At 70.4% G+C, this 20,424-nt stretch carries 18 protein-coding genes; 5 read left to right on the top strand and 13 right to left on the bottom strand.

All coding sequences use genetic code 11. The features are described from left to right. Nucleotides 1–8 precede the first annotated feature (8 nt). Nucleotides 9–377, bottom strand: coding sequence for an Hpt domain-containing protein (locus LXT12_RS14440; protein WP_233392882.1), 369 nt, complete (start codon nucleotides 375–377; stop codon nucleotides 9–11). Nucleotides 378–518: 141 nt separating this feature from the next. On the opposite strand from LXT12_RS14440, the gene LXT12_RS14445 reads away from it, so the two are divergent. Then, entirely contained in the window at nucleotides 519–1,856 is a 1,338-nt protein-coding gene (locus tag LXT12_RS14445; RefSeq protein WP_233392883.1) for a sensor histidine kinase, read from the top strand. Between the two features lie 50 nt (nucleotides 1,857–1,906). Here the strand turns inward: LXT12_RS14445 and LXT12_RS14450 are convergent, their stop codons facing one another. From LXT12_RS14450 to LXT12_RS14480, 7 genes are all read right to left on the bottom strand, one after another. Beyond that, nucleotides 1,907–2,515 (bottom strand): response regulator, encoded by a 609-nt coding sequence (locus tag LXT12_RS14450; RefSeq protein ID WP_233392884.1) that lies wholly within the window; start codon nucleotides 2,513–2,515, stop codon nucleotides 1,907–1,909. 8 nt (nucleotides 2,516–2,523) lie between these two features. Next, nucleotides 2,524–4,977, bottom strand: a complete 2,454-nt coding sequence (locus tag LXT12_RS14455) for a PAS domain-containing sensor histidine kinase (RefSeq protein WP_233392885.1) — start codon at nucleotides 4,975–4,977, stop codon at nucleotides 2,524–2,526. A gap of 26 nt (nucleotides 4,978–5,003) precedes the next feature. Continuing rightward, complete coding sequence (locus LXT12_RS14460; RefSeq protein ID WP_233392886.1) at nucleotides 5,004–6,188, bottom strand: EAL and HDOD domain-containing protein; 1,185 nt, start codon at nucleotides 6,186–6,188, stop codon at nucleotides 5,004–5,006. Nucleotides 6,189–6,295: 107 nt separating this feature from the next. Then, entirely contained in the window at nucleotides 6,296–7,513 is a 1,218-nt protein-coding gene (flgL, locus tag LXT12_RS14465; RefSeq protein WP_233392887.1) for a flagellar hook-associated protein FlgL, read from the bottom strand. A gap of 142 nt (nucleotides 7,514–7,655) precedes the next feature. Further along, nucleotides 7,656–9,638, bottom strand: a complete 1,983-nt coding sequence (gene flgK, locus LXT12_RS14470; RefSeq protein ID WP_233392888.1) for a flagellar hook-associated protein FlgK — start codon at nucleotides 9,636–9,638, stop codon at nucleotides 7,656–7,658. Nucleotides 9,639–9,657: 19 nt separating this feature from the next. Further along, the gene (gene flgJ, locus LXT12_RS14475) at nucleotides 9,658–10,524 is read right to left on the bottom strand and encodes a flagellar assembly peptidoglycan hydrolase FlgJ (protein ID WP_233392889.1); all 867 of its coding nucleotides are present in this window, start codon (nucleotides 10,522–10,524) and stop codon (nucleotides 9,658–9,660) included. Further along, nucleotides 10,524–11,624: a flagellar basal body P-ring protein FlgI gene (locus tag LXT12_RS14480; RefSeq protein WP_233392890.1), complete on the bottom strand. Its 1,101-nt coding sequence runs from the start codon at nucleotides 11,622–11,624 to the stop codon at nucleotides 10,524–10,526. The genes flgJ and LXT12_RS14480 overlap by 1 nt, the downstream gene beginning before the upstream one ends. Before the next feature lie 215 nt (nucleotides 11,625–11,839). Between LXT12_RS14480 and LXT12_RS14485 the strand changes: the two genes are divergently transcribed. The 4 genes from LXT12_RS14485 to LXT12_RS14500 all read left to right on the top strand — a co-directional run bounded on the left by LXT12_RS14485 (nucleotide 11,840) and on the right by LXT12_RS14500 (nucleotide 16,014). Continuing rightward, nucleotides 11,840–12,238, top strand: a complete 399-nt coding sequence (locus LXT12_RS14485) for a hypothetical protein (RefSeq protein ID WP_233392891.1) — start codon at nucleotides 11,840–11,842, stop codon at nucleotides 12,236–12,238. A gap of 364 nt (nucleotides 12,239–12,602) precedes the next feature. Next, complete coding sequence (locus LXT12_RS14490) at nucleotides 12,603–13,694, top strand: glycosyltransferase (protein ID WP_233392892.1); 1,092 nt, start codon at nucleotides 12,603–12,605, stop codon at nucleotides 13,692–13,694. Further along, nucleotides 13,694–14,626, top strand: a complete 933-nt coding sequence (locus LXT12_RS14495; RefSeq protein WP_233392893.1) for a glucosamine inositolphosphorylceramide transferase family protein — start codon at nucleotides 13,694–13,696, stop codon at nucleotides 14,624–14,626. The genes LXT12_RS14490 and LXT12_RS14495 overlap by 1 nt, the downstream gene beginning before the upstream one ends. A gap of 128 nt (nucleotides 14,627–14,754) precedes the next feature. After that, entirely contained in the window at nucleotides 14,755–16,014 is a 1,260-nt protein-coding gene (locus LXT12_RS14500) for an amidohydrolase (protein ID WP_233392894.1), read from the top strand. A 142-nt stretch (nucleotides 16,015–16,156) separates the two neighbouring features. Here LXT12_RS14500 and LXT12_RS14505 read toward each other — a convergent pair whose 3' ends face one another. From LXT12_RS14505 to LXT12_RS14525, 5 genes are read right to left on the bottom strand one after another with little or no spacing between them, the layout of a single operon-like run. Beyond that, nucleotides 16,157–16,828 carry a flagellar basal body L-ring protein FlgH gene (locus LXT12_RS14505; RefSeq protein ID WP_233392895.1) on the bottom strand — a complete coding sequence of 224 codons (672 nt, stop codon included), beginning with the start codon at nucleotides 16,826–16,828 and terminating at the stop codon, nucleotides 16,157–16,159. Nucleotides 16,829–16,872: 44 nt separating this feature from the next. Next, complete coding sequence (flgG, locus tag LXT12_RS14510) at nucleotides 16,873–17,655, bottom strand: flagellar basal-body rod protein FlgG (RefSeq protein WP_233392896.1); 783 nt, start codon at nucleotides 17,653–17,655, stop codon at nucleotides 16,873–16,875. Between the two features lie 12 nt (nucleotides 17,656–17,667). Next, nucleotides 17,668–18,393 (bottom strand): flagellar basal-body rod protein FlgF, encoded by a 726-nt coding sequence (gene flgF / locus LXT12_RS14515; RefSeq protein ID WP_233392897.1) that lies wholly within the window; start codon nucleotides 18,391–18,393, stop codon nucleotides 17,668–17,670. Nucleotides 18,394–18,412: 19 nt separating this feature from the next. Next, nucleotides 18,413–19,729 (bottom strand): flagellar hook protein FlgE, encoded by a 1,317-nt coding sequence (gene flgE, locus LXT12_RS14520; RefSeq protein ID WP_233392898.1) that lies wholly within the window; start codon nucleotides 19,727–19,729, stop codon nucleotides 18,413–18,415. A gap of 30 nt (nucleotides 19,730–19,759) precedes the next feature. Continuing rightward, nucleotides 19,760–20,404 carry a flagellar hook assembly protein FlgD gene (locus LXT12_RS14525; RefSeq protein ID WP_233392899.1) on the bottom strand — a complete coding sequence of 215 codons (645 nt, stop codon included), beginning with the start codon at nucleotides 20,402–20,404 and terminating at the stop codon, nucleotides 19,760–19,762. Between the last annotated feature and the right edge of the window lie 20 nt (nucleotides 20,405–20,424).

Genomic DNA, 20,424 nt, shown 5'->3' on the forward strand with positions numbered 1-20,424 from the left:
GCTGGGCATCAAAGCAGCGCGGCCAGCGCCGCACGTACTTGTTGGATGTCTTGGAGCATAGCGTCCAACTGCTCCTCCAGGCCCTCGGTGCGGCCGTCGCGGGCCATGGTTTCGATGTCAGCGCAACGCGACGATAGGGCCATCGCCCCGAGACTGGCCGAGGAGGACTTCAGCGTATGGCTCACGTGGCGGATGGTGGTCAGGTCGAGCTTGTCGCCCTGGCGGGCGCGGGCGAGGTCTGGAAGCAAACGATCCAGCGAGTTGGAAAAGGCGGCCACCACGCGCTCCAGCAGCTTGTTGCCGCCGCTCGGGTCGAGCTCGCGCAGGCGACGAATCGCCTCGGTGTCGAGCTGGGCTGCGGGAGGTGAGGCTGTCATTGGCGGCTACACAGGCGGCATCCTGCAAATGTAGCTCGGCTGGGTAGGGGGGACGGCGCGAAGAAATGCACAGATTCGGGCCTCCTCAAGGGGTGGTGCATATGCACGTCGCCCAGGGAACCCCTGCCTACAATGCCGCGCATGAACAGCCTCAGCGACGAGAGCGTGCTACCGCGCCGCACCGAGCGGCGCGTGCCGATGCGGTTGCTGGCGCTGGGTCTGGCGGGCGTGTCGCTGCTCTTCCTGCTGCTGGGCACGCTCGTCGTGCTGGCCCTGATGCGCGTCTGGGGCGGCGAGGTCGGCCTCGTGCACGCCGCACTCGTGCTAACTGCATTTTTCACCGGGTTCATGCTGCTGGTCGCCGCGGCCCTGGGCTGGCATGCCGGCGTGCGCCTGACCCGCCAGCGCCTGACCGAGCCGTTGCGCGAGGCGCGCCAGCAGCTGTTGATGCAGGCCCAACTGCAGCGCGACTGGCAATGGGCCACCGATGCCGAGCATCGCCTGGTGCGCTGGCAGGCGCCGCAGGGGGCGCCGTCGTCGAGCTGGGTGGGCGCCGGCTTCGGCACCCAGTTGCTCTGGGAGCGCTTCGAGCCGGCCGAGCCGGCGGCCCAGCTTCGCGAGCGGCTCGATGCCCACCAGCCCTTCGCCGAGCTGCTGCTCTCGGCGGCCGACGGCGATGCCCGCTGGCGGTTGCGCGGCCTGCCCTGCATCGACGGCCAGGGCCATTTCGCCGGCTATGTCGGGACGGCCCGGCCCGAAGAGGCGGCAGCGGCACCAGCCGCGCCGCTGCCTGCGCCGGCCGCGGGCGACATGGGCCTGGAGCACGAATCCTTCAGCTACACGGTCTCGCACGACCTGCGCGCCCCCCTGCGCGTGGTGGAGGGGTTCGCGCGCATCCTCAAGGAAGACTACGGCGCGCGGCTGGACCGCGTCGGCAACGACCACCTCGACCGTGTCATGAGCGCCGCGGCGCGCATGAACAGCATGATCGACGCGCTGCTGTCGCTCAGCCAGCTGTCCACGCGTCCGCTGGCCCGCCAGCCGGTGGACCTGTCGCAGTTGGCCGGCTACGTGATGGAAGAACTGCAGCGAGGAGCGCCCCAGCGCTCCGTCGAACTGCACATCGAGCCGGGCCTCGTCGTGCAGGGCGACCCCACGCTGCTGCGCATGGTGCTGGAGAACCTGCTGGGCAACGCCTGGAAGTACAGCGCTAAGGCCGACTGCGCCCGCATCGGCTTCGGCTGCGTGGAGCAGAACGGCCGGCGCGCCTTCGTCGTGTCGGACAACGGTGCGGGCTTCGACATGCGCTTCGCCGAGCGGCTGTTCGGCGTCTTCCAGCGCCTGCACAGCGCCAGCGAGTTTCAGGGCACGGGCGTCGGCCTGGCCCTGGTGCGCCGCATCGTGCGCCGCCACGGCGGCGACGTCTGGGCGGAGTCGGCGGTAGGCGAGGGCTCTCGCTTCTACTTCACCCTTGGCTGAAGCCGGGAGTCCGTGGGTCGGGCGACCAAGGCATGCCTTGGACGAGTGAGTTATTTCTGCCCGGGGCGGGCGAGAAGCTCCACGGCGTCGACGATGCGGCGGGCCTGCTCCGGCAGGCTGTGGCCATCGGCGCTGGCCAGGCTCATCAGCCGCGCCAGGGCTTCGTCGCGGGGCAGGGAATAACGGTGCATCAGCACGCCCACGGCCAGGGCGGTCGGGTCGAGGGTGGAGGGCAGCTCCGAGGGCGGCGGCGCCGCCGTCGCGGCAGCCGGTGCGGCCGGGGCGGCTGCCGCACCGGTGCGGGCGAAGGCCGCCTCGACGGCCGGCACGATCTGGGAGATGTCCAGGGGCTTGATCAGGTAGGCCACCGCGCCCAGCTCCTTGACCTTGGCGACCGTCGCCTCGTCGGCGAAGGCGGACAGGAACATGAAGGGCGTCTGCAGGTATTCGCGCAGATAGGCCGCCACGTCGAAGCCGGTGAGGCCTTCCATGCGGATGTCGAGCAGGGCCAGCTCGGGCCGGTGCTCGCGGGCCAGCAGGATGGCATCGTCGCCGTTGTCGGCGTCGATCACCTCGAAGCCGGCCTGCGTGAGCCCGTAGCTCAGCGTCGCCAGCACCAGTCTGTCGTCGTCGACGACCAGGATCTTGCCCTTGCTCACCGTGCCCCTCAAGAACTTGGTTTTGTGCCGGGATTGTGAACCACGCTTGGTGGAATTAGTTCCAGGCGGCAGACGACGTCGCCGTCCTGCTGTTCCAGGCTCAGGATGGCGCTGCGCCGCGGCAGCAGCGCCCGCACCAGGCCCAGGCCGGACACGCCGCTCCTGATGTTCTGCAGCGCGAAGCCTTCCGGGAGGCGGCCGGGGTTGACGATCTCGACCGTCACGCCGGCCGTGTCGCAGATGAGCTGGCAGCGAACCTGGGCGCCGTGGCCGTGGCGCAGGGCGTTGCCCAGCAGCTCGTTCAGGCTGAGGGCGATGGGAATGGCCTCGGCCTCGGGCAGGCACCAGTCGTCCATCAGCGCGCCGCCCTCGGCGGCGGTGGTGATGACGCGGCCTTGCATGCGCTGCACCGAGCCGACGATGGCGTCGAAGACGCGCTTGAGCAGCAGCGGCCCCGAGGCGCCGACCTGCAGCCCGTAGACCTGGGCGATGGCCTGCACCTGGCCGACCGCCTCCTTGAGCACCGGTGCCACCTCGGGCCGGCGAGCGGCGATCTGCTGCAGCAGCCCGGCGACGCCCTGCAGGTTGTTCTTGATGCGGTGGTGCACCTCGCGGACGAGGAGTTCGCGCTGCGAGATGGCGGCCTGCAGCCGCGCCTGCTCCGCCGCGCGCTGCTCGGTCACGTCGCTGGCGACGAGCAGCAGCAGCTCGGGAGCATCGTCGCCGCCCACGCCGGCCAGGTGCAGCAGACGGGTGTCCCAGACCCGTGTGGCCATGCCCGCCGGCACGCGGTATTCGCGCTGCACCACGGCCAGCGACTCCAGCGCCTCGCGCATGTCCGCGGCGACCTGCCCGCCCTGCTCGGCGCCGAACAGCGCTTCGGGGCCGCCGCCGAGCAGCTGGCCTTCGCTGCGGCCGGCCATCGCGGCGGCGGCCTGGTTGAGCTTGACGATGCGCAGGCTCTGGGCCTCGTGCAGGCTGATGGCCAGGGGCGCGGCCTCGATGATGCGGGCGAGCGAGGCCTGGGCCTGGCGGCTCTGGGCCTCGGCCTGGCGGCGGCGGTCGATGTCGAGCAGCGCGTAGGTCAGCTGCGTGGCGCCGTCCTCGCGCGGCGTCTGCACGGCGTTGCCGATGACCCAGAACTCGCGCCCGTCGCGGCCCCGCAGCCGGCATTCGAAGATGTCGGAGCCGGGTTCGGCGTGGAAGGGGTGGTCCTCGTCGTCGGGGGCGAGCACGCCCATGGGCTGGCCCTGCACGTCTTCCAGCTCGCAGCCGAACATGCGGCGGGCCGAGCGGTTCATCCATTCGATGCCGTCGGGGCCGACCGTGACGATGCCGACGAGCACCGAGTCGAGTACCGCCCGTTCGCTCTCGGCCCGCAGCAGCAGCGCGTTCTCGGCCTGGGCCTGGGCCGTCACGTCCAGCGTGACGACGGAGGTGGAGCGGCGTCCGCCGGCCAGCAGGCCGGGTGCGACGCGCGTCAACAGCCAGCGCCGGCCCAGCTCCGGGTGGCGCACGGCATAGCGCACCTCCACGGCGTCGCCCTTCTTCAGCGCCCGCTGCAGGCGCTCGAACTCCGGCAGCGAGGCCGGCTCGACGATGTCGCGGCTGATGCCTTGCAGCGAGCCCTGGCTGCCGTTGGATGGCCGGGCGCCGGTCTTGAACGGCGAGCCCTTGCGGTCAGCCTTGAGCCAGCCGGCCTCGGGCTGGAAGGTGGCCAGGCCCACGGCGGCGGTGTCCATCAGCGCGTCGAGCTGCTGGTGGGCGAGATCGCGCTCATGCAGGGTGCTGTGGTCTTCCAGCACGGCCAGCAGCAGGGCCCGTCCGCCGAGGCGCCACAGGCGCAGCCGCGCCTGCAGCCAGCGGTGACGCCCCTGCGGGTCGACGAACTCGGCTTCGGTGACGAGGGGCGGGTCCTGCACGCGCTGGGCCGTCAGGGCCGGCAGGGGCACGCCGCGGTGCCAGCCGAGCAGGGCCTGCAGCAGGTCGGGCAGGTCGTTGAGGTGGCGGGGCGTGCCGGGGCACAGGGCCTCGAAGGCGGCGTTGCGGCGCAGCAGTCCGCCGCCGGCCGCGTCCGCCAGCACGGCCGGCAGCGGCGACAGGGCCAGCCATTCGACGATGGGCGGCTCGACGGCCTCGGCACCGCTCAGGCGGGCGTGCAGCAGCCAGTTGGGCCGATCGCGCAGCAGGTGCAGCGTGGCGCGTTGGCCGTCGGCCAGCTTGAGCGGGGGCGCGGGTGGCGGCGCGCGGCCGGTGTCGATGGCCAGCGTCGCCTCGCGCAGCCAGGTCTCCAGCCGGGCGCCGGCGGCCTGGCGCAGCAGCCGCCAGCCTTCGGCGGCATCGGCCCCCAGCCATTCGCGGGCGGCGGGGTTGGCCCGCAGCGCGGACAGGTCGCCCCGCAACGTCAGCACCGGGTCGCCGACGAGGTCGAGCAGGGTGGCGGTGGCAGGCGGGCCGAACATCGTTCAGCCTCTCGGGGCAGCCCCGTTCATTCGAGCTGCGCGGCCTTGTACAGGGCCCTCAGCACGCAGGCGTTGATCTCGCCGGCGCCGATCATCAGGGCCTCGGCACGGTCGCGGTAGTCGAAGACGCTTTCGGACTCGATGGCCCTCACCAGCTCCAGGTAGGGCAGGAAGGGGCCGGTGTCCTCGACGAGCGCCTGGCGGACGCGCTCCGGCACGGGGATGGATTGCAGCAGCTTCTCGAAGGGCGCCTTGAGCATGTGGTCCAGCAGCGAGAACAGGCCGCAGATGAACATCTCGTCCTTGAGTTCGCGCTCCTGCATGCCGGCGGCGAGCTCTTCCATCAGCAGGCCGCGGCGCACGGCGGCGTACATGATGGGGCGCATGCTGTGGTCCTTGCTGGCCGTGGTCAGCAGCAGGGCCAGCCAGCGCTTGAGCCGGGCATAACCGAGCAGCATGATGGCGTGGCGGAAGCTCGACACCTCCACCGGCAGCCCGAAGGCGGCCGAGTTCATGTAGCGCAGCAGCTTGAAGGCCAGGCTGGGGTCGCGCTTGAGGGTCTGCTCCAGGCGCTCCACGTCCTCGCCTTCGTCGACGCGCGAGATCAGCTCCATGATGACCTGCAGGTCGGCGGCGATCTCGGTCTTGCCCACGGCCGCCCCGGCATCGAAGGGCCCGTCCATGGGCCAGCCGATGACGGCGCTGGCGCCCGCGGCGAAGCTGGCGTCGATGGCCTCGGCGCCGCGCACGCCAGCGTGCAGCAGGGTCAGGCCCGCCGGTGCCGACTGGCCGGGCTCGAGCACGACGCGCTTGAAGACGCCGGCCACCTCGGCCGGCAGGGCGTCCTGCGGCAGACCCTTGAGCACGCCGACGTGGCCGCCCGCCTTGAGCGCGGCGAGCGCCGCGGCATGCGCGGGGTCGGCGGCGATGAAGGCCGGCATCTCGATCTGCACCGGCTGGGCCGGGGGCTGGGCGAGCAGGGCGGCCAGCAGGGCCTCGCCCTGCGGATTGAGGAGTTCGCCGCCCTGGGGCCAGACGGCGGCCAGCGCCGCGAGCAGTTCGGCCTGGTCGACCTTGGCGTCCGCCCGCAGCGGCACCAGGGTCAGTCGCGTGCCGGTGATGGCGCGCTGTCGGTCGATGACCGGGGCGTAGCCGAGGGCGACGCCCGGCAGGATGGCGTGGTCGAGGGCGGCAGGGCTGTTGTCGGGCATGGCGCGTCGCGGGTGCAGGCGATGAATGCGGCAGTCTGCCACGGGCGCCGCCGGCCCATGGGGACGATTCGTGACGAATTCATCCGCCGGACGTAGCGCCCCGCCCCTCAGCCTCCCGAGATGTACTGGAACAGCGACATGCGCTGGACGAGGGCGTAAGTCTTCAGCGCGGTGTCGTAGCCGGTCTGCTGGTTCTGGAAGTCCGAGATGCCCTGCACCATGTCCAGGTCCTCCGCGGCGCTCTTCTCCTCGGTGCTGTACTGCTTGAGGGCGGCCAGGCGGGTTTCGGTGCCGTCGAGGTTGTTGAGCTTCTCGCCGACCTGGCTGCGCGCGTTCTGCAGGCCGCCCATGACGGCGTCCAGGTCGCGCAGCCGGCCGGTGTTGCTCTGCTGGATCTGGGCGGCGTTGCGCAGCGGGGTCTTGAGCTCGCTGATGGCCCGGTCCAGCACGTCGAAGACCTTGAGCGAGTTGGTCGCCGGCGCGATGCTGAAGTTGTCGCCATCGGCCGGGGCGCCGGAGACGGCCACGCTGATGCCGTCGAACTGGATGTTCTGGCCCGACTTGTAGCTGCCGCTGGTCACGCCGGCACCGGTGTCCGTGTTGGTGACGGTGTAGGTCTGCGCCGGCGCCGTGCCGGCGATGTCGATGCGGTAGTTCTGGCCGGTCAGCAGCGAGGGGTCGGTCACGCGGCCGGAGTCGATCCAGCCCTTGGCGGGCTGGGCCGGGTCGATGCTGTTGGGGCCGGCATCGGTCACGAAGGTGCCGTTGCCGCTGCGGGCCTGCTCCCAGGCGCCGCGGCCGTCGACGCTGAGCTGGAAGCTGTCGAGGTTGCCCGTCTGGATGGTGCCCGGGGTGCCGACGTAGCTGACGCCGCCGGCCTGGTCGAGGAAGGGCGGGTTGGCCGAGCCCTGGCCAGAGAAGACGTAACCGCCGGCGCCGTCGGGGCGGTTGGCGATGGCGAGCAGCTGGTCGCGCAGGCCCTGGAGCTTGTTGGCCAGGCCCTGGCGCTCGGCATCGGAATAGCTGGCGTTGCCGGCGGACACCATGGTCTCGCGCGCCTGCTGGAGCAGCTCGTTGGCGTCGCCCAGGGCCGACTCGGCCAGGGTCATGCTGTTGCGGCTGGCCTCCAGCGCGCGCTGGTTGGCCTCGACGCGGCCGATGGAGGCCAGCGCCCGCTCGGCGCGGGCGGCGCCGGTCGGGTCGTCGCTGGCCTGGGCCACGCGCTTGCCCGAGGTCAGCTGCTGCTGCTGGTTCTGCAGGGCCTGCTGGCGGCGCTGCAGGTTGGCGATGGAGGCGTCGTAGAGGTTGGCGGTTGAAAGTCTCATCGACGTCTCCCGAATGAGTCAGCGAATTCGCCGAACGGCGTTGGCAACGTGGTGCATTTCCAAGCGGCCCCCGTGGAACCGGCTTTGCTGGGCCACTGGGTGCGCCCCCTTGAGGGGGAGCGCGAAGCGCTACGGGGGTGGGTCATCTCTGTGCGATCTGCATGAGTTCGCTGAACAGGGTCTGCGCCGTCTGCAGCACCTTGGCGGCAGCCTGGTAGGCCTGCTGGTACTGCATCAGGCGCGAGGCCTCTTCGTCGAGGTTGACGCCGGCCTGGCCGGAGCGCGTGGCCTCGGCGTCGCTGGCGACGGTGGTGGAGACGCCCGACAGGTAGGTGGCGCTCTGCACGCGGGCGCCGATGTCGCTCATCGAGGCGGCGTAGGCGTCGTTGATCGTCGAGCCGGGCGTGATGCTGCCGTCGGGCAGCGTCTGGCGGCCGACGAAGCCTTCGGTCTGGATGTTGAGGAAGGCCTTGGCGTTGCCGTTGTTGGTGCTGGTGTAGGCGGTGCGGTCCAGCGAGACCTTGTCGCCCTTGCGCGGCACGCCGTTGGTGCGCAGCTCGAACCCGAGATCGATGCCCGCGGCCGGCTGGTTGCCGATGGGCTGGCCGGCGCTCCAGGTGCCGTTGAGCACGGTGCCGTCGGACAGGGTCAGCGTGTACTGGACGTTCGCCGGGTTGGCCGGGTCGGGGTCGCCGAACTCGACGGTCATGGGCGCCTTGGTGGCATCGAAGTTCTGGTTGACGGCGTAGATGCTGTCGGCGGTCAGGGTGCCGGTGTTGTTGACCGAGGCGGAGGCCGTCAGCGGCGAGGCGGCGGCGATGCCGCTGGGGTTATCCAGCACGCGGCGCATCTCGACGGCGGCGGCGCCGACCGGCTCGATGAGGAAACTCTCGCCGGCGCCGGGGGCGGCGGGGGCGAAGCTGAGCTTGAAGCCGTCGACGGTGTCGCCGTCGTTGACGTTGCGCACCAGTCCGTCGGACAGGCGGGTCAGCTGGTAGCTGCCGGCGACGCTGGAGGTCAGCTTGTAGCTGCTGGCCTGCAGCTGGCTGGCGTCCACGATGCTGGCCTGCACGCCGGTGGCGAAGCTGCCGTCGGGGTTGCGGGCGTTGGTGGCGGCTGGCAGCACGCGGGGCGGGGCCACGTTGAAGATGGGCGCGCCCCTGCCGGGCGGGTTGGACTGGTCCAGGCCCAGGGCGTTCTGGCCGTTGACGCGGGTGCCGATGGCTGCAGCCAACTGGCCGAGCATGTTCTTGGCGTCCTGCAGGTCGTGGTTCTGGAAGGACAGCAGGGCGGTCATGGAGCCGCCGGTCAGCACGCTCTCGTCCAGCGGCCGGTTCTGGCCACCTTCGTTGAGCGACAGCACGGCGCGCTGGGAGTCGTAGGCGTCGGCCGAGACCTGCAGCGTTGAGGCCTGGTTGCCGAGCACGAGGCGCTGGCCGCCGCCGATGAAGACGCCGACGGTGTCGTCGTCGGCCGGCAGCGTCGAGACGGCGATGTGCTCGCCCAGCTGGGAGATCAGCTGTTCGCGCTGGTCGAGCAGGTCGTTGGGCGTGTGGCCGCTGCCGCGCGTCTTGGAGATCTGGTCGTTGATGTTGGCGATCTGCTGGGCCAGCTGGTTGACGACCGTGACGTTGGCCTTGAGGTCGCTGACGATGCCGGCCTGGAGGTCGGTCACCTGCTGGCCGGCATTGGCGAAGCGCACGGCCAGTTCGTTGGCGCGGCCCAGGGCCACCTGGCGGGCGGAGGGGTCGCTCGGGCGGCTGGTCACGTCGACCATGGCATTCAGGAACTGGCTCGCCGCGTAGCCCAGGCCGTCGGTGCCCGGCGGGAAGAGCTTTTCCATGCGCGAGAGCTGCTCGGCACGGGTCGAATCGGCCATGGCCGTGGACTTGGACGCGGCGGCTTCCTTGGTCAGGAAATCGTTGTGCGAGCGCACGACGGTCTGCACGTCCACGCCCTTGCCGAAGAAGCCGGCGCCGGTGTATTGGCCGGACGACGTCGTCAGCACCACGGACTGGCGCGAATAGCCCGGCGTGTTGGCGTTGGCGATGTTCTGGCCGATGGTCTGCAACGCCGCCTGGTTGGCGAACATTGCGCGGGCGCCGAGTGAAAGCAAGCCGGCCATGGTCTAGTCCTCGCGATCTTCAGGCCAACGTGCTCTGCACGCGCTGGGTGGTCTGGATGGTCTTGGCCAGCTTCTCGGCATAGGCCGGGTCGGTGGCATAACCGGCCTGCTGCAGGCCGCGGGCGAAGCCGGCGGCATTGCCGTTCTGGGCATGGGCCACGACCTTGGCATAGCGCTCGTTGCTGCTGATCATGCGGGCGTAGTCCTTGAATGCCTCGTCGTAGCTGCCGTAGGCGCGAAAGCGCGCCGTCACTTTGTGCGCCTGGCCGTTGATGACCTCGGTGGTCTGCACGTCGACGGTCTTGCCCGTCCAGCCGGGCGTGGCCTTGATGCCGAAGACGTTGTAGCTCTTGCTGCCATCCGTGCCGGTGATCTCGCGCTTGCCCCAGCCGCTCTCGTGGGCCGCCTGTGCCACCATGAAGCTGGCCGGGATGCCCGAGGCGGCCGAGGCGGCGCGGGCGGCGGCGTCGTGCTTCTGGATGAAGCTCTGCACGTGGTTGGGAATGCCCTTGGTGGCCAGGGCGGGCAGGGCCTGGGCCAGCGTCGTCTGGCTGGCCTTGCGGACGCTCTCAGGCGACAGGTCCGGCACGCCCATCTGGCGCTGGAGCTGGCGGGTGATGGCGTCGGACAGGCCGCCCGGCAGGCCGCTGAGCTTGCCGGCGAACTGGGTGTCCAGCATCTCGGTGCCGAGCTGGGTCGCGTTGTTGTCCAGCATGCCGCTGGACAGCGTGGACGCCCGCATGCTCTTCATCACCTCCTGCATGAAGAGGGCCTCGAACTGCTTGGCCGTCTCGCGCGCGGCGCCCTTGGGGTCGCGCGAGGCGGCGGCCTTGAGCTGGTCGAGGCTGCCGAGGCTTTGGCCGGAGATGGACTGGAACGAGGACATCAGATCACCTCGAGCTCGGCGTTGAGGGCGCCCGCGCTCTTCATGGCCTGCAGGATGGCGAGCAGGTCCTGGGGCGTGGCGCCGAGGGAGTTCAGCGCCTTGACGACGTCCGACAGCCGCGCGCCGGCCGGCAGCTGGATGAGGCTGCCCGGCTCCTGGCGGATGGCGATGTCGGCCTTCTCGGCCACGGTGGTCTGCCCGCCGGACAGGGCGTTGGGCTGGCTGATGACGGGCGTCGAGCTGATGGTCACCGACAGGCTGCCGTGGGCGACGGCGCAGGCCGACAGCGTGACCGCCTGGTTCATGACGACCGAGCCGGTGCGGGCGTTGATGACGACGCGCGCGGCGGGCGTCGCCATGTCGACGTTGAGGTTCTCCACGTCGGCCAGGAAGGCGACGCGATCGTCGGGCGTGCTCGGCGCGCGCACGCGCACGACACGGCCGTCCAGGGCCTGCGCCGTGCCGGCGCCCTTGGCCTTGTTGATGGCCTGGGCCACGGCGCGGGCGGTGGCGAAGTCACTGCTGTTGAGGTCGAACTGCAGGGTGTCGCCCTGGGCGATGGGCGTGGGCACCGAGCGCTCGACCAGGGCGCCCGCCGGGATGCGGCCGGCGCTGAGGTGGTTGATCTGCACCTTGGAGCCGCCCGCCGAGGCGCCCGCGCCGCCGACGACGAGGTTGCCCTGGGCGATGGCGTAGATCTGGCCGTCGGCGCCGCGCAGGGGCGTGGCGATCAGCGTGCCGCCGCGCAGGCTCTTGGCATTGCCGATGGAGGAGACGTTGATGTCCAGCTCCTGGCCGGGCTGGGCGAAGGGCGGCAGCGAGGCCGTCACCATGACGGCGGCGATGTTGCGCGGCTGCATGGTCACGCCCTGCGGCAGCAGCACGCCGAACTGCTGCAGCATGGCCGTCAGGCTCTGGCCGGTGAACGGCGCCTGGGTGGTCTGGTCGCCCGTGCCGTCCAGGCCGACGACGAGGCCGTAGCCCGTCAGCGGGTTGGAGCGCACGCCGGCCACCGCCGCGACTTCCTTGATGCGCGTGGCCTGGGCGACGGGAGCCAGCACGATGGCGAGGCTGAGGAGGAGGACTTGCAGGTACTTCACTCGGCCGATTCTGCGGATGCTTGAGCCCGCGAAGCCGATGAAAAGGCCGCCGTCCACCGTCCATTTCGAAGCCGCGGGTCCGAGCCGGCGAGGCGGCGCGGGATTTTTCACGGTGTAAGGCACGCTCCTCGGCGCCGACCACTGGGCACCTGTGAGGCACTGAGGCGCCCAGGCAGCACGGGACCTTCCATCCCCTCATCTTCTGGAGACCTTGAATGAAACGCCTTTCCCTGCTGCCTTTGCTGCTGGCTGCCACGCTGGCCGGCTTCTCCCTGCCCGGCCATGCCCAGGCCCTGACCCGCCAACAGGTCCAGATGGACCGCGACGCCTTCCTCGCGTTGATGCGTTGGGACGAACTGACCGGAATGTGGGTGCTGAAGTCGGGCATGGAGCCGCCCAAAGGCGTCACCTCCCGGGCCGAGGTGCTGGCCATGCGCGACCAGTTCCTGCGCATGAACGTGTACGACGACACCGTCGGCACCTGGGTGCCCTTGAAGGCGCCGCGCGACATGAGCACCCTGACCCGCGAGCAGGTCAACATGGAGACGGTGCGCTTCCTGATGATGTACCGCTACGACGAGTCGCGCGGCGACTGGGTCAGCCGCAGCCGCTGAGCAGGAAGCGAGCCGCCAGCCTTGACGTGGTGCCCGGCCGCTGGCCGGGCACCACCCATTTCCGGGGGCGGGAAAACGCCAGCCCCGACCGCAAGCTCGCCCTCAGGTTTCCGCGCAGGCGACGTGAGACCCTGTCCATCCCTAAGGTGCCGGCGGGCTGCGCCGGCCGTGGCTGCGATTCCGGGTGGCGAGGCTGGCAATCCTCCGCGTTTTCCCTTGCCGAACGGGCCGCAATCTCGCTCCAGGGGCCGATTCCGGGCCCCGACACCGTTCAAACCCGGGGGTAGGGCGCAAGGTTTCTGAATGTGTCCATCGGTAAAGTTTTGCGTACCGACTTCCGTCGCATTCGCCCGACTCGCCCGCCATGCCTCCGCTTTCCGAGCCGCTGACCCTGGTCCACGTCGTCTTCTCGTCCCGGCTCGCGGGGGGTGAACTTCACTGCGTTGACCTCGCCAATGCCCAGGCCGCCCTCGGGCACCGGGTCCACGTCGTCGGCATGGCCGGCTCGGCCGTCGAAGGCGCGCTCTCGCCCGAGGTGCGCTTCCATGGCTTGAAGCTGCCGCTGATGCGGGGCTGGCGCCTGGCCGCTCTTGCTCGGCGCCTGGGGGCCGACGTCTGCCACGGCCACCTGGGGCCGGCCTGCAAGGCGGTGGCCCGCACGCGCGGCGCCGCGCGCGTCGGCACGCTGCACGTGGGCTACAAGGCCCATCACCATGCCCGCATGGACGGGCTGGTCTGCGTCAACCGCGCTCAGCTCGACGGCCTGCCCACCGAGCGCGCCGGCCTGGCCAGCCTCATCTACAACTGGGCGCCCGAGCGCCCAGCCAGCGGCTCGCCGGCGACCGACCTGCGCACCGAACTGGGCCTGGCCCCGGGCCAGTTGCTGGTCGGCAGCGTGGGGCGCCTGCAGCGGGCCAAGGGCATGGACCTCCTCGTCACGGCCTTCAAGGCGCATGCGCCGGCCGATGCCGTGCTGGCCATCCTGGGCGAGGGCCCCGACCGCGCCCAGCTCGAGGAACTCGCCGCCGGCGACGCCCGCATCCGCCTGCTGGGCTTCCGCCGCGACGTCGACCAGGCGTTGCGCAGCCTCGACCTCTTCGTCTCCGCCTCCCGCGAGGAGGCCTTCCCCCTGGCCATCCTCGAAGCCATGCGTGCGGGGCGGCCGGTGCTGTCCACGGCCACGCAGGGGCCGGTGGAGATGCTGGCCGGCCAGCCGGCCCGGCTGGTGCCGGTGGGCGACGCCGACTCGCTGGGTCGGGCCCTGGCCGAGGAGGTCGCGCGGCTGCGGCTGCTGGCGCCGGCCGAGCGGGCCGTGCGCTACGCCACGGCGGCCTACGACCGCAGCCAGGCGGTGGCGCGGACATTGTCCTTCTACCGTGACGTCATGCGCCACCGCGCATTCCAGGTCGAGCACTTCGAGGACGAGGACGAGGCCTACGCCGGCTGGAACGCCTGATGCTGAAGCGTCCCCGGACCGACTTCTGGCAGGTCGGCATCGTGCCCCTGCCCGTCGAGGACATCGATGCCGGCCGCCTCAGCGCCGTGCGCGAGCGCATCACCTGGCTGCCGGAGGCGGGGCGCTGGCGCTACCTGGCCGACCCCTTCGGCCTGGTGCGCGGCGACGCCCTGCATGTCTTCGTCGAGGCCTTCGACTACCGCGTCAAGCGGGCCAGCATCGAGCGCCACGAGTTCGGCCTGCACGATCTCGTCTGGCGCGGCCAGGCGACGGTGCTGGACCGACCTTTCCACCTCTCCTACCCCCAGGTCTTCGAGCACGAGGGCGAGACCTGGATGGTGCCGGAGAGCTTCCAGGCCGGCGAGGTCGCGCTGTACCGGGCGACCGACGACTCCCTGGACCACTGGGAGCGCGAGTGCGCCCTGCTGTCCGGGCTGCCGGGCGCCGACGCCTCGCTCGTCGAGCACGGCGGGCGCTGGTGGATGTTCTACACCCTGGTCGGCCCGAACGCCCGTGACCAGCGGGAGCTGCACGTGGCCCACGCCCCGGCGCTGGCAGGCCCGTGGACGCCGCTCGCCGGCAACCCGGTACGCGTGAGCCGTGACGGTGCCCGGCCGGCCGGCCGGCCTTTCGTGGACCGCGAGGGCGTCCTGACCCTGCCGGTGCAGGACAGCTCCACCGGCTACGGCGGCGCGACGCGGCTGCTGCGCTTCGCGCAGCTGACGCCGGAATGCGTGGCCATCGAGGCCGGCACGGAGCGCCTGACCGGCGACCTGGCCAGCGACACCCACACCGCCGGCCTGCATACGCTGTCGGGCTGCGATGGCCGCTTCACGCTGATCGACGTGAAACGCATCGACCGCTCGCGCGGCAAGCAGTGGCTGGACTTCAAGCGGCGCATCCGCCGCATCGGTGGCCTGGCCGCCCGCTGAGCGGCCGTCGCGTTCATCTCCTCACGCTCGAAACAGCCGCGGTGGTGCTGCCGCAACAACTCAGCGGCATCGGCAGACCTACCATCCTGCGTGAGGAACACCGGCACGCCCCATCCGCCATGAGCCCCATGCCTCCCCTGAGCGATCGCATCGCCGCTTTGGCTGCGGCGTTGGAGTCCCAGGTCATCGCCTGGCGGCGCGACCTGCACCAGCACCCGGAGCTGGGCAACCGCGAGTTCCGCACCGCCTCCCTCGTGGCCGAGCATCTGCGCGGCCTGGGCTTTGACGAGGTGAAGACGGGTGTCGCCCACACCGGCGTCGTCGGCCTGCTGCGGGGTGGGTTGCCGGGCGGCGTGGTGGCCCTGAGGGCCGACATGGACGCGCTGCCGGTGACCGAGGAGGTGGAGCTGCCCTTCGCCTCCAAGGCGCGTGCGGTCTGGAACGGCGAGGAGGTGGGCGTCATGCATGCCTGCGGCCACGACTGCCACGTCGCCATCCTGATGGGCGTGGCCAGCATCCTGGCGAGCCTGCGGGCCGAGATCCCCGGCAGCGTCAAGTTCATCTTCCAGCCGGCGGAGGAGATGCCGCCCGAAGGCGAGGAGGGCGGGGCGGCGCTGATGATCAAGGAAGGCGTGCTGGAGAACCCCACGCCCAGCGCCATCTTCGGCCTGCACGTCACCTCCCGCCAGTCGGCCGGCGTCATCGGCTACCGGCCGGGGCCGACGATGGCGAGTTCGGACAAGCTGCGCATCACCGTGCAGGGCAAGCAGACCCACGGCGCCGCGCCCTGGCTGGGCGTGGACCCCATCGTCACCTCGGCGCAGATCGTGCTGGGCCTGCAGACCGTCGTCAGCCGCACCCTCGACCTCAACCGCGAGCCGGCCGTCGTCACCATAGGCGCCATCAAGGGCGGGGTGCGCGAGAACATCATCCCGGACTCGGTCGAGATGCGCGGCACCATCCGCAGCTTCGACGAGGGCATGCGCGACGCCATCCACGAGCGCGTCACGCAGCTGGCCGAAGGCATCTCGGCGGCCTCGCGGGCGAGCTGCAAGGTCTGCATCACCAAGAACTACCCGGTCACGCGCAACGACCCCGTGCTGACCGAGCAGATGGTGCCCACGCTCACGCGCGTGGCCAGCACCGGCCCGCGGCCCATGGGCATCGAGGTCGTGCCCAAGGCGACCGGCGCCGAGGACTTCTCCTTCTTCCAGCGCCTCATCCCGGGCCTCTTCTTCTTCGTCGGCGTGACACCGCCGGACATCGAGCCCAGCCAGGCCTACTCCAACCACTCGCCACGCTTCGTCGTCGACGAGCGCGGCCTGGAAGTGGGCGTGCGGGCCCTGGCCAACCTGGCCGTTGATTACCTCGCCAGCAAGGCGGCCTGAGAACGCGGATGGCACCGTGCCCGGCTTCGACAGGCGGGCGCAGCCCCGCCGCTCCTCCAGCGACTGCCGCGGAACTGGCTTCGCCAGGCCGCTGGCAGTGCCCCCTTGAGGGGGCGGCCGTCAGGCCGTAGGGGGTGGGCTCTCAGCTCGGCGCGATGTTCAGGAAAAAGCGCGACAGCCAGCCCACGGCGTGGGCGTCGGAGGTCGCGCCGCGGCCGCGCTGCTCGATGCGCACGTTGGCGACCGAGGTGGATGGAACGGCATTGCCCTGGCCGATCATGCGCGGGTCGACCTGGCCGGAGAAGCGCAGCACGTCGACGTTGTGGTTCACGCCGATCTGCTTCTCGCCGCTGATCATCAGGTGGCCGTTGGGCAGCACGGCCGTCACGACGGCGGTGATGGCGCCGGTGAACTCGTTGGTGTTCTGGTTGCTGCCCTTGCCCTTGTTGTCGTTGGCCGAGGTGGCGCCGGCGCTGGCGCGGCCGAAGGAGTTGGGTGCGATGCCGGGCAGGGCGGTGATGCCGGCCGACAGGCTGCCGCTCTTGCTCAGCTCGCTGGTGCTGGTCTGCGAGGCGGAGACCTTTTCGGTGATGTTGATGGTGAGCGTGTCGCCGACGAGGCGGGCACGGTGGTCCTCGAACAGCGGCCGGTAGCTGGCGGCCTGGTAGATGGAACCGTTGGTGGGCGCCGTGGCCTCGACCGGCGGCAGGTTGACCACCGGCGTGTGGGCCAGCTCGACCTGGGGTTCGGGGTAGGGCGTGGCGCAGCCGGCGAGCAGCAGCGGCGTGGCGAGGAGAACGATCAGGCGCGTCATGGGGCGCTCCGGCAAGGTTGGCATCTGTGGCTGCGTTCAGCGACTTAGATCTGGGCGAGCTTTTGCAGCATTTGGTCCGAGGTCTGCACCGCTTTGGAATTGAGTTCGTAGGCGCGCTGGGTCTGGATCATCTGCACCAGCTCCTCCACGACGTTGACGTTGGACGTCTCGACATAGCCCTGCTGCAGGGCGCCCATGCCGTTGTTGTTGGGGGCGCCGGTGTTGGGCGTGCCGCTGGAGGCGGTCTCGGCGAAGAGGTTCTGGCCCTTGGGGTCCAGGCCGGCCGGGTTCACGAAGTTGGCGAGCTGGATCTGGCCCACGCTCTGCGGCGTCGCCTGGCCGGGCAGGGTGACGCTGACGGTGCCGTCGGCGCCGATGGTCAGGCTCTGGGCGTTCTGCGGGATGGTGATGCCCGGCAGCACCGTGTAGCCGTTGCTGGTCACCATCTGGCCATTGGCGTTGAGCTGGAAGCTGCCGTCGCGGGTGTAGTTGGTCGTGCCGTCAGGCATCTGCACCTGGAAGAAGCCGTCGCCCTTGATGGCCAGGTCGAGGTTGTTGCTGGTCTGCTGCAGGTTGCCCTGCGTGTAGATGCGCGCGGTGGCCACCGGGCGCACGCCCAGGCCCACCTGCAGGCCGGTGGGCAGCGTGGTCTGCTCGGTGCTGTTGGCGCCGCTCTGGCGCAGGTTCTGGTAGATCAGGTCCTCGAAGACGGCGTGCGAGCGCTTGTAGCCGTTGGTGGCGACGTTGGCGAGGTTGTGGGAGATGTTGTCCAGCTGGGTCTGCTGGGCTTCCATGCCGGTCTTGGCGATCCAGAGCGAGCGCATCATGGCGGTGTTTCCTTAGGTCGAACCGAGCAACTTGGCGGATTGCTGGCCCTGGGTCTGGGCGATCTGCAGCAGCTTCATCTGCTGCTCGAACTGGCGGCCCGCGGCGATCATGGCGACCATGGTCTCCACGGGGCTGACGTTGGAGCCTTCGAGGGCGCCGTCCTGCAGCCGGGCACTCGGGTCGGCGGGCAGGTCGCCGTCGGCGGCGCGGAACATGCCGTCTTCACTGCGCGTCAGCGGCGCCTCGGGCGTGACGAGCTTGAGCCGGCCGATGTTGGTGGGGCGCTGGTTGGGCGCCTTGGCGCTGATGGTGCCGTCGCTGCCGATGGAGAGCTCGCTGTTGGGCGGCACGTTGATCGGGCCGCCGTCGCCCAGCACCGGCATGCCGTTGCGCATGACGAGCAGGCCGTCGGCGCTCACGTCCAGCGAACCGGCCCGGGTGTAGGCCTCGGTGCCGTCGTTGGCCTGCACGGCCAGCCAGGCCTTGCCCTGCATGGCGACGTCGAGGTTGCGGCCGGTGGGCGTCAGCGGGCCGGCGGCGTCGTTGTAGCCGATGGTCGTTTCCAGCGCATAGGCGCGCGTGGAGGCGCCGTCGCCCCGCACCGGCACGGCGCGGAAGGCCTGCAGTTCGGCCCGAAAGCCGTTGGTCGTGACGTTGGCGAGGTTGTGCGAGAGCACGTCCTGCCGCTGCATGGCCGCCTTGGCGCCGGCCATCGACAGGTAAATCATCCGATCCATGCTTCAGCCTCGCGTGGGTTCAGCGCAGATTGACGATGGTCTGCAGGACCTGGTCCTGCGTCTTGATCGTCTGCGCATTGGCCTGGTAGGCGCGCTGGGCCGTCACCATGTTGACCAGCTCGGCCGTCAGGTCGACGTTGCTTTCCTCCAGGGCGCCGGACTGAAGGGCGCCCATGTTGCCGTCGCCCGGCACGCCGACGACGGCGTCGCCCGAGGCCACGGTGCGGATCCAGACGTTGCCGCCCATGGTCTGCAGGCCCTGCGGGTTGCGGAAGCTGGCCAGCTCGATCTGGCCGGCCGGCTTGCTCTGGCCGTTGGAGTAGCGCGCCTGGATGACGCCGTTGTTGGCGACCTGGATGCCGGTGAGCTGGCCCGGGGCGTAGCCGTCCTGGGTCAGGTCGGTCACGGCGAAGCTGCTGCCGTTCTCGGTGGCGCCCGTCATGTCGAGCTGGATGCCGGGGATGGCCAGCGTCGCGTTGCCGCGGGTGCTGGTGCCGGCCGGCACGTTCATGGCGATGGGGGCGGTCGGGCTGGTCGGCGAGCCGCCGGTGGGCGGGAAGGTGATGGTGGTGAAGGGGGCCGTCGGGTTGCCGGCGGCGTCCATCGCGATGGCGGCCCCGGTGGCGTCGGTGTCGAAGGGCGTGCCGTTGGCGGTGGCGTAGACGTTCCAGGTGTCGCTGCCGTCGGCGGCCGTGGCGGCCTTCTGGAAGTAGAAGGTCACCGCCACGTCCTGGCCCTTGGCGTCGTAGACGGTCATGGACGTGGCGTTGTTGTAGGTCGTGCTGTCCTTGAGGTCGATGCCGGTGCCGGTGCCGCCGCCGGGGGCGGTGGTCTTCAGGCGTGAGTCGAGGTTGAACTCCATCTTGACCGTCGTGGTCACGGCCGGCGGGATGCCGCCGGTGGGCAGCTGCAGGGGCTGGGCGGTGCCCGGCTGGATGACACCCGCACCGTTGGCCGGGTAGCCCATCAGCTTGAGGTTGTCGTTGTTGACGATGAAGCCGTCCTTGCTGACCTTGAACTGGCCGTTGCGGCTGTAGCGCGTGGGGTTGACGCCGTCGCTGACCTGGAAGAAGCCGCCGCCGTTGATGGCGAGGTCCATGGGGTTCTCGGTCGTCGTGATGTTGCCCTGCGTGAACTGCTGGGCCACCGACTGCAGCGAGGTGCCGATGCCGATCTGGTTCTGCCCCGCGCCGTTGAGGGCGGCGGCGTAGACGTCCGCGAACTCGGCCCGCGAGCCCTTGGCGCCGTAGGTGCCCGAGTTGGCGATGTTGTTGCCGATGACGTCGAGGTTCTTGGAGGCGGCGTTGAGCCCGGAGAGGCCTTGCTGGAAGCTCATGGAGGAGTCCTTGCTGTGCGGAAGGGGTGATCAGTTGACGGCCGACACGGCCGTGTAGTCGACGGGGCCGAGGCGGTCGAGGTTGAGCTTGAGGCTGCCGTTCTCGCTGTAGACGGCGTTGACCTTGTCGTAGGCGTAGGTCGTCGACGTGACGGCGGCGGTGCCGTTGGCTGCGGTGATGCGGTACTTGACCTCACTGCCCTCGGAGGCCAGCGTGCCGGCCTTCCAGGTGAAGGTCTGGCGGCCCGAGCCCTGGGCACCCAGCTGCTGGGTGTCGATGACGTTGCCGGCCGGGCCGAGGATCTCCAGCTTGACCGTCTTGGCCGCGCCGTCGAGCTCGTAGCTGCCCTCGGCGACGCCGTTCACGACCTGGATCTTGTCGCTGGGCACGGCCACCTCGCGGCCCACCAGCGAGATGGACTGCAGCGCCTGCATCTGGCCGAGCTGGCCGCCCAGGCTCTTGATGCTGGTGTCCAGGGTCGAGAGGCTCGTGACCTGCTGGATCTGCGCCATCTGGCTCGTCACCTGGGCGTTGTCCATGGGGTTGAGCGGGTCCTGGTTGTTCATCTGCGCGACGAGCAGCTTCAGGAAGCGGTCCTGGGTCTCGGCGGCGTTCTTCGTCGAGGTGGGGCTGCCGGTGCCGGAACTGCTGCCGTTGAGTGCCGTGATGTCCATCGCTCAATCCTTGTTTTCAA

The sequence above is a fragment of the Pelomonas caseinilytica genome (assembly GCF_021353235.1).
In the GTDB taxonomy this organism is placed as follows: Bacteria; Pseudomonadota; Gammaproteobacteria; order Burkholderiales; family Burkholderiaceae_C; genus Pelomonas; species Pelomonas caseinilytica.

Bases quoted from the DNA above. Each gene is read 5' to 3' on its own strand.
- flgF (WP_233392897.1), bottom strand. From the start codon at position 18,393: ATGGATCGGATGATTTACCTGTCGATGGCCGGCGCCAAGGCGGCCATG.
- LXT12_RS14440 (WP_233392882.1), bottom strand. From the start codon at position 377: ATGACAGCCTCACCTCCCGCAGCCCAGCTCGACACCGAGGCGATTCGT.
- LXT12_RS14495 (WP_233392893.1), top strand. From the start codon at position 13,694: ATGCTGAAGCGTCCCCGGACCGACTTCTGGCAGGTCGGCATCGTGCCC.
- flgJ (WP_233392889.1), bottom strand. From the start codon at position 10,524: ATGTCCTCGTTCCAGTCCATCTCCGGCCAAAGCCTCGGCAGCCTCGAC.
- LXT12_RS14460 (WP_233392886.1), bottom strand. From the start codon at position 6,188: ATGCCCGACAACAGCCCTGCCGCCCTCGACCACGCCATCCTGCCGGGC.
- LXT12_RS14505 (WP_233392895.1), bottom strand. From the start codon at position 16,828: ATGACGCGCCTGATCGTTCTCCTCGCCACGCCGCTGCTGCTCGCCGGC.
- LXT12_RS14445 (WP_233392883.1), top strand. From the start codon at position 519: ATGAACAGCCTCAGCGACGAGAGCGTGCTACCGCGCCGCACCGAGCGG.
- LXT12_RS14490 (WP_233392892.1), top strand. From the start codon at position 12,603: ATGCCTCCGCTTTCCGAGCCGCTGACCCTGGTCCACGTCGTCTTCTCG.
- LXT12_RS14485 (WP_233392891.1), top strand. From the start codon at position 11,840: ATGAAACGCCTTTCCCTGCTGCCTTTGCTGCTGGCTGCCACGCTGGCC.
- LXT12_RS14455 (WP_233392885.1), bottom strand. From the start codon at position 4,977: ATGTTCGGCCCGCCTGCCACCGCCACCCTGCTCGACCTCGTCGGCGAC.
- flgG (WP_233392896.1), bottom strand. From the start codon at position 17,655: ATGATGCGCTCGCTCTGGATCGCCAAGACCGGCATGGAAGCCCAGCAG.
- flgK (WP_233392888.1), bottom strand. From the start codon at position 9,638: ATGGCCGGCTTGCTTTCACTCGGCGCCCGCGCAATGTTCGCCAACCAG.
- LXT12_RS14500 (WP_233392894.1), top strand. From the start codon at position 14,755: ATGCCTCCCCTGAGCGATCGCATCGCCGCTTTGGCTGCGGCGTTGGAG.
- flgL (WP_233392887.1), bottom strand. From the start codon at position 7,513: ATGAGACTTTCAACCGCCAACCTCTACGACGCCTCCATCGCCAACCTG.
- flgE (WP_233392898.1), bottom strand. From the start codon at position 19,729: ATGAGCTTCCAGCAAGGCCTCTCCGGGCTCAACGCCGCCTCCAAGAAC.
- LXT12_RS14525 (WP_233392899.1), bottom strand. From the start codon at position 20,404: ATGGACATCACGGCACTCAACGGCAGCAGTTCCGGCACCGGCAGCCCC.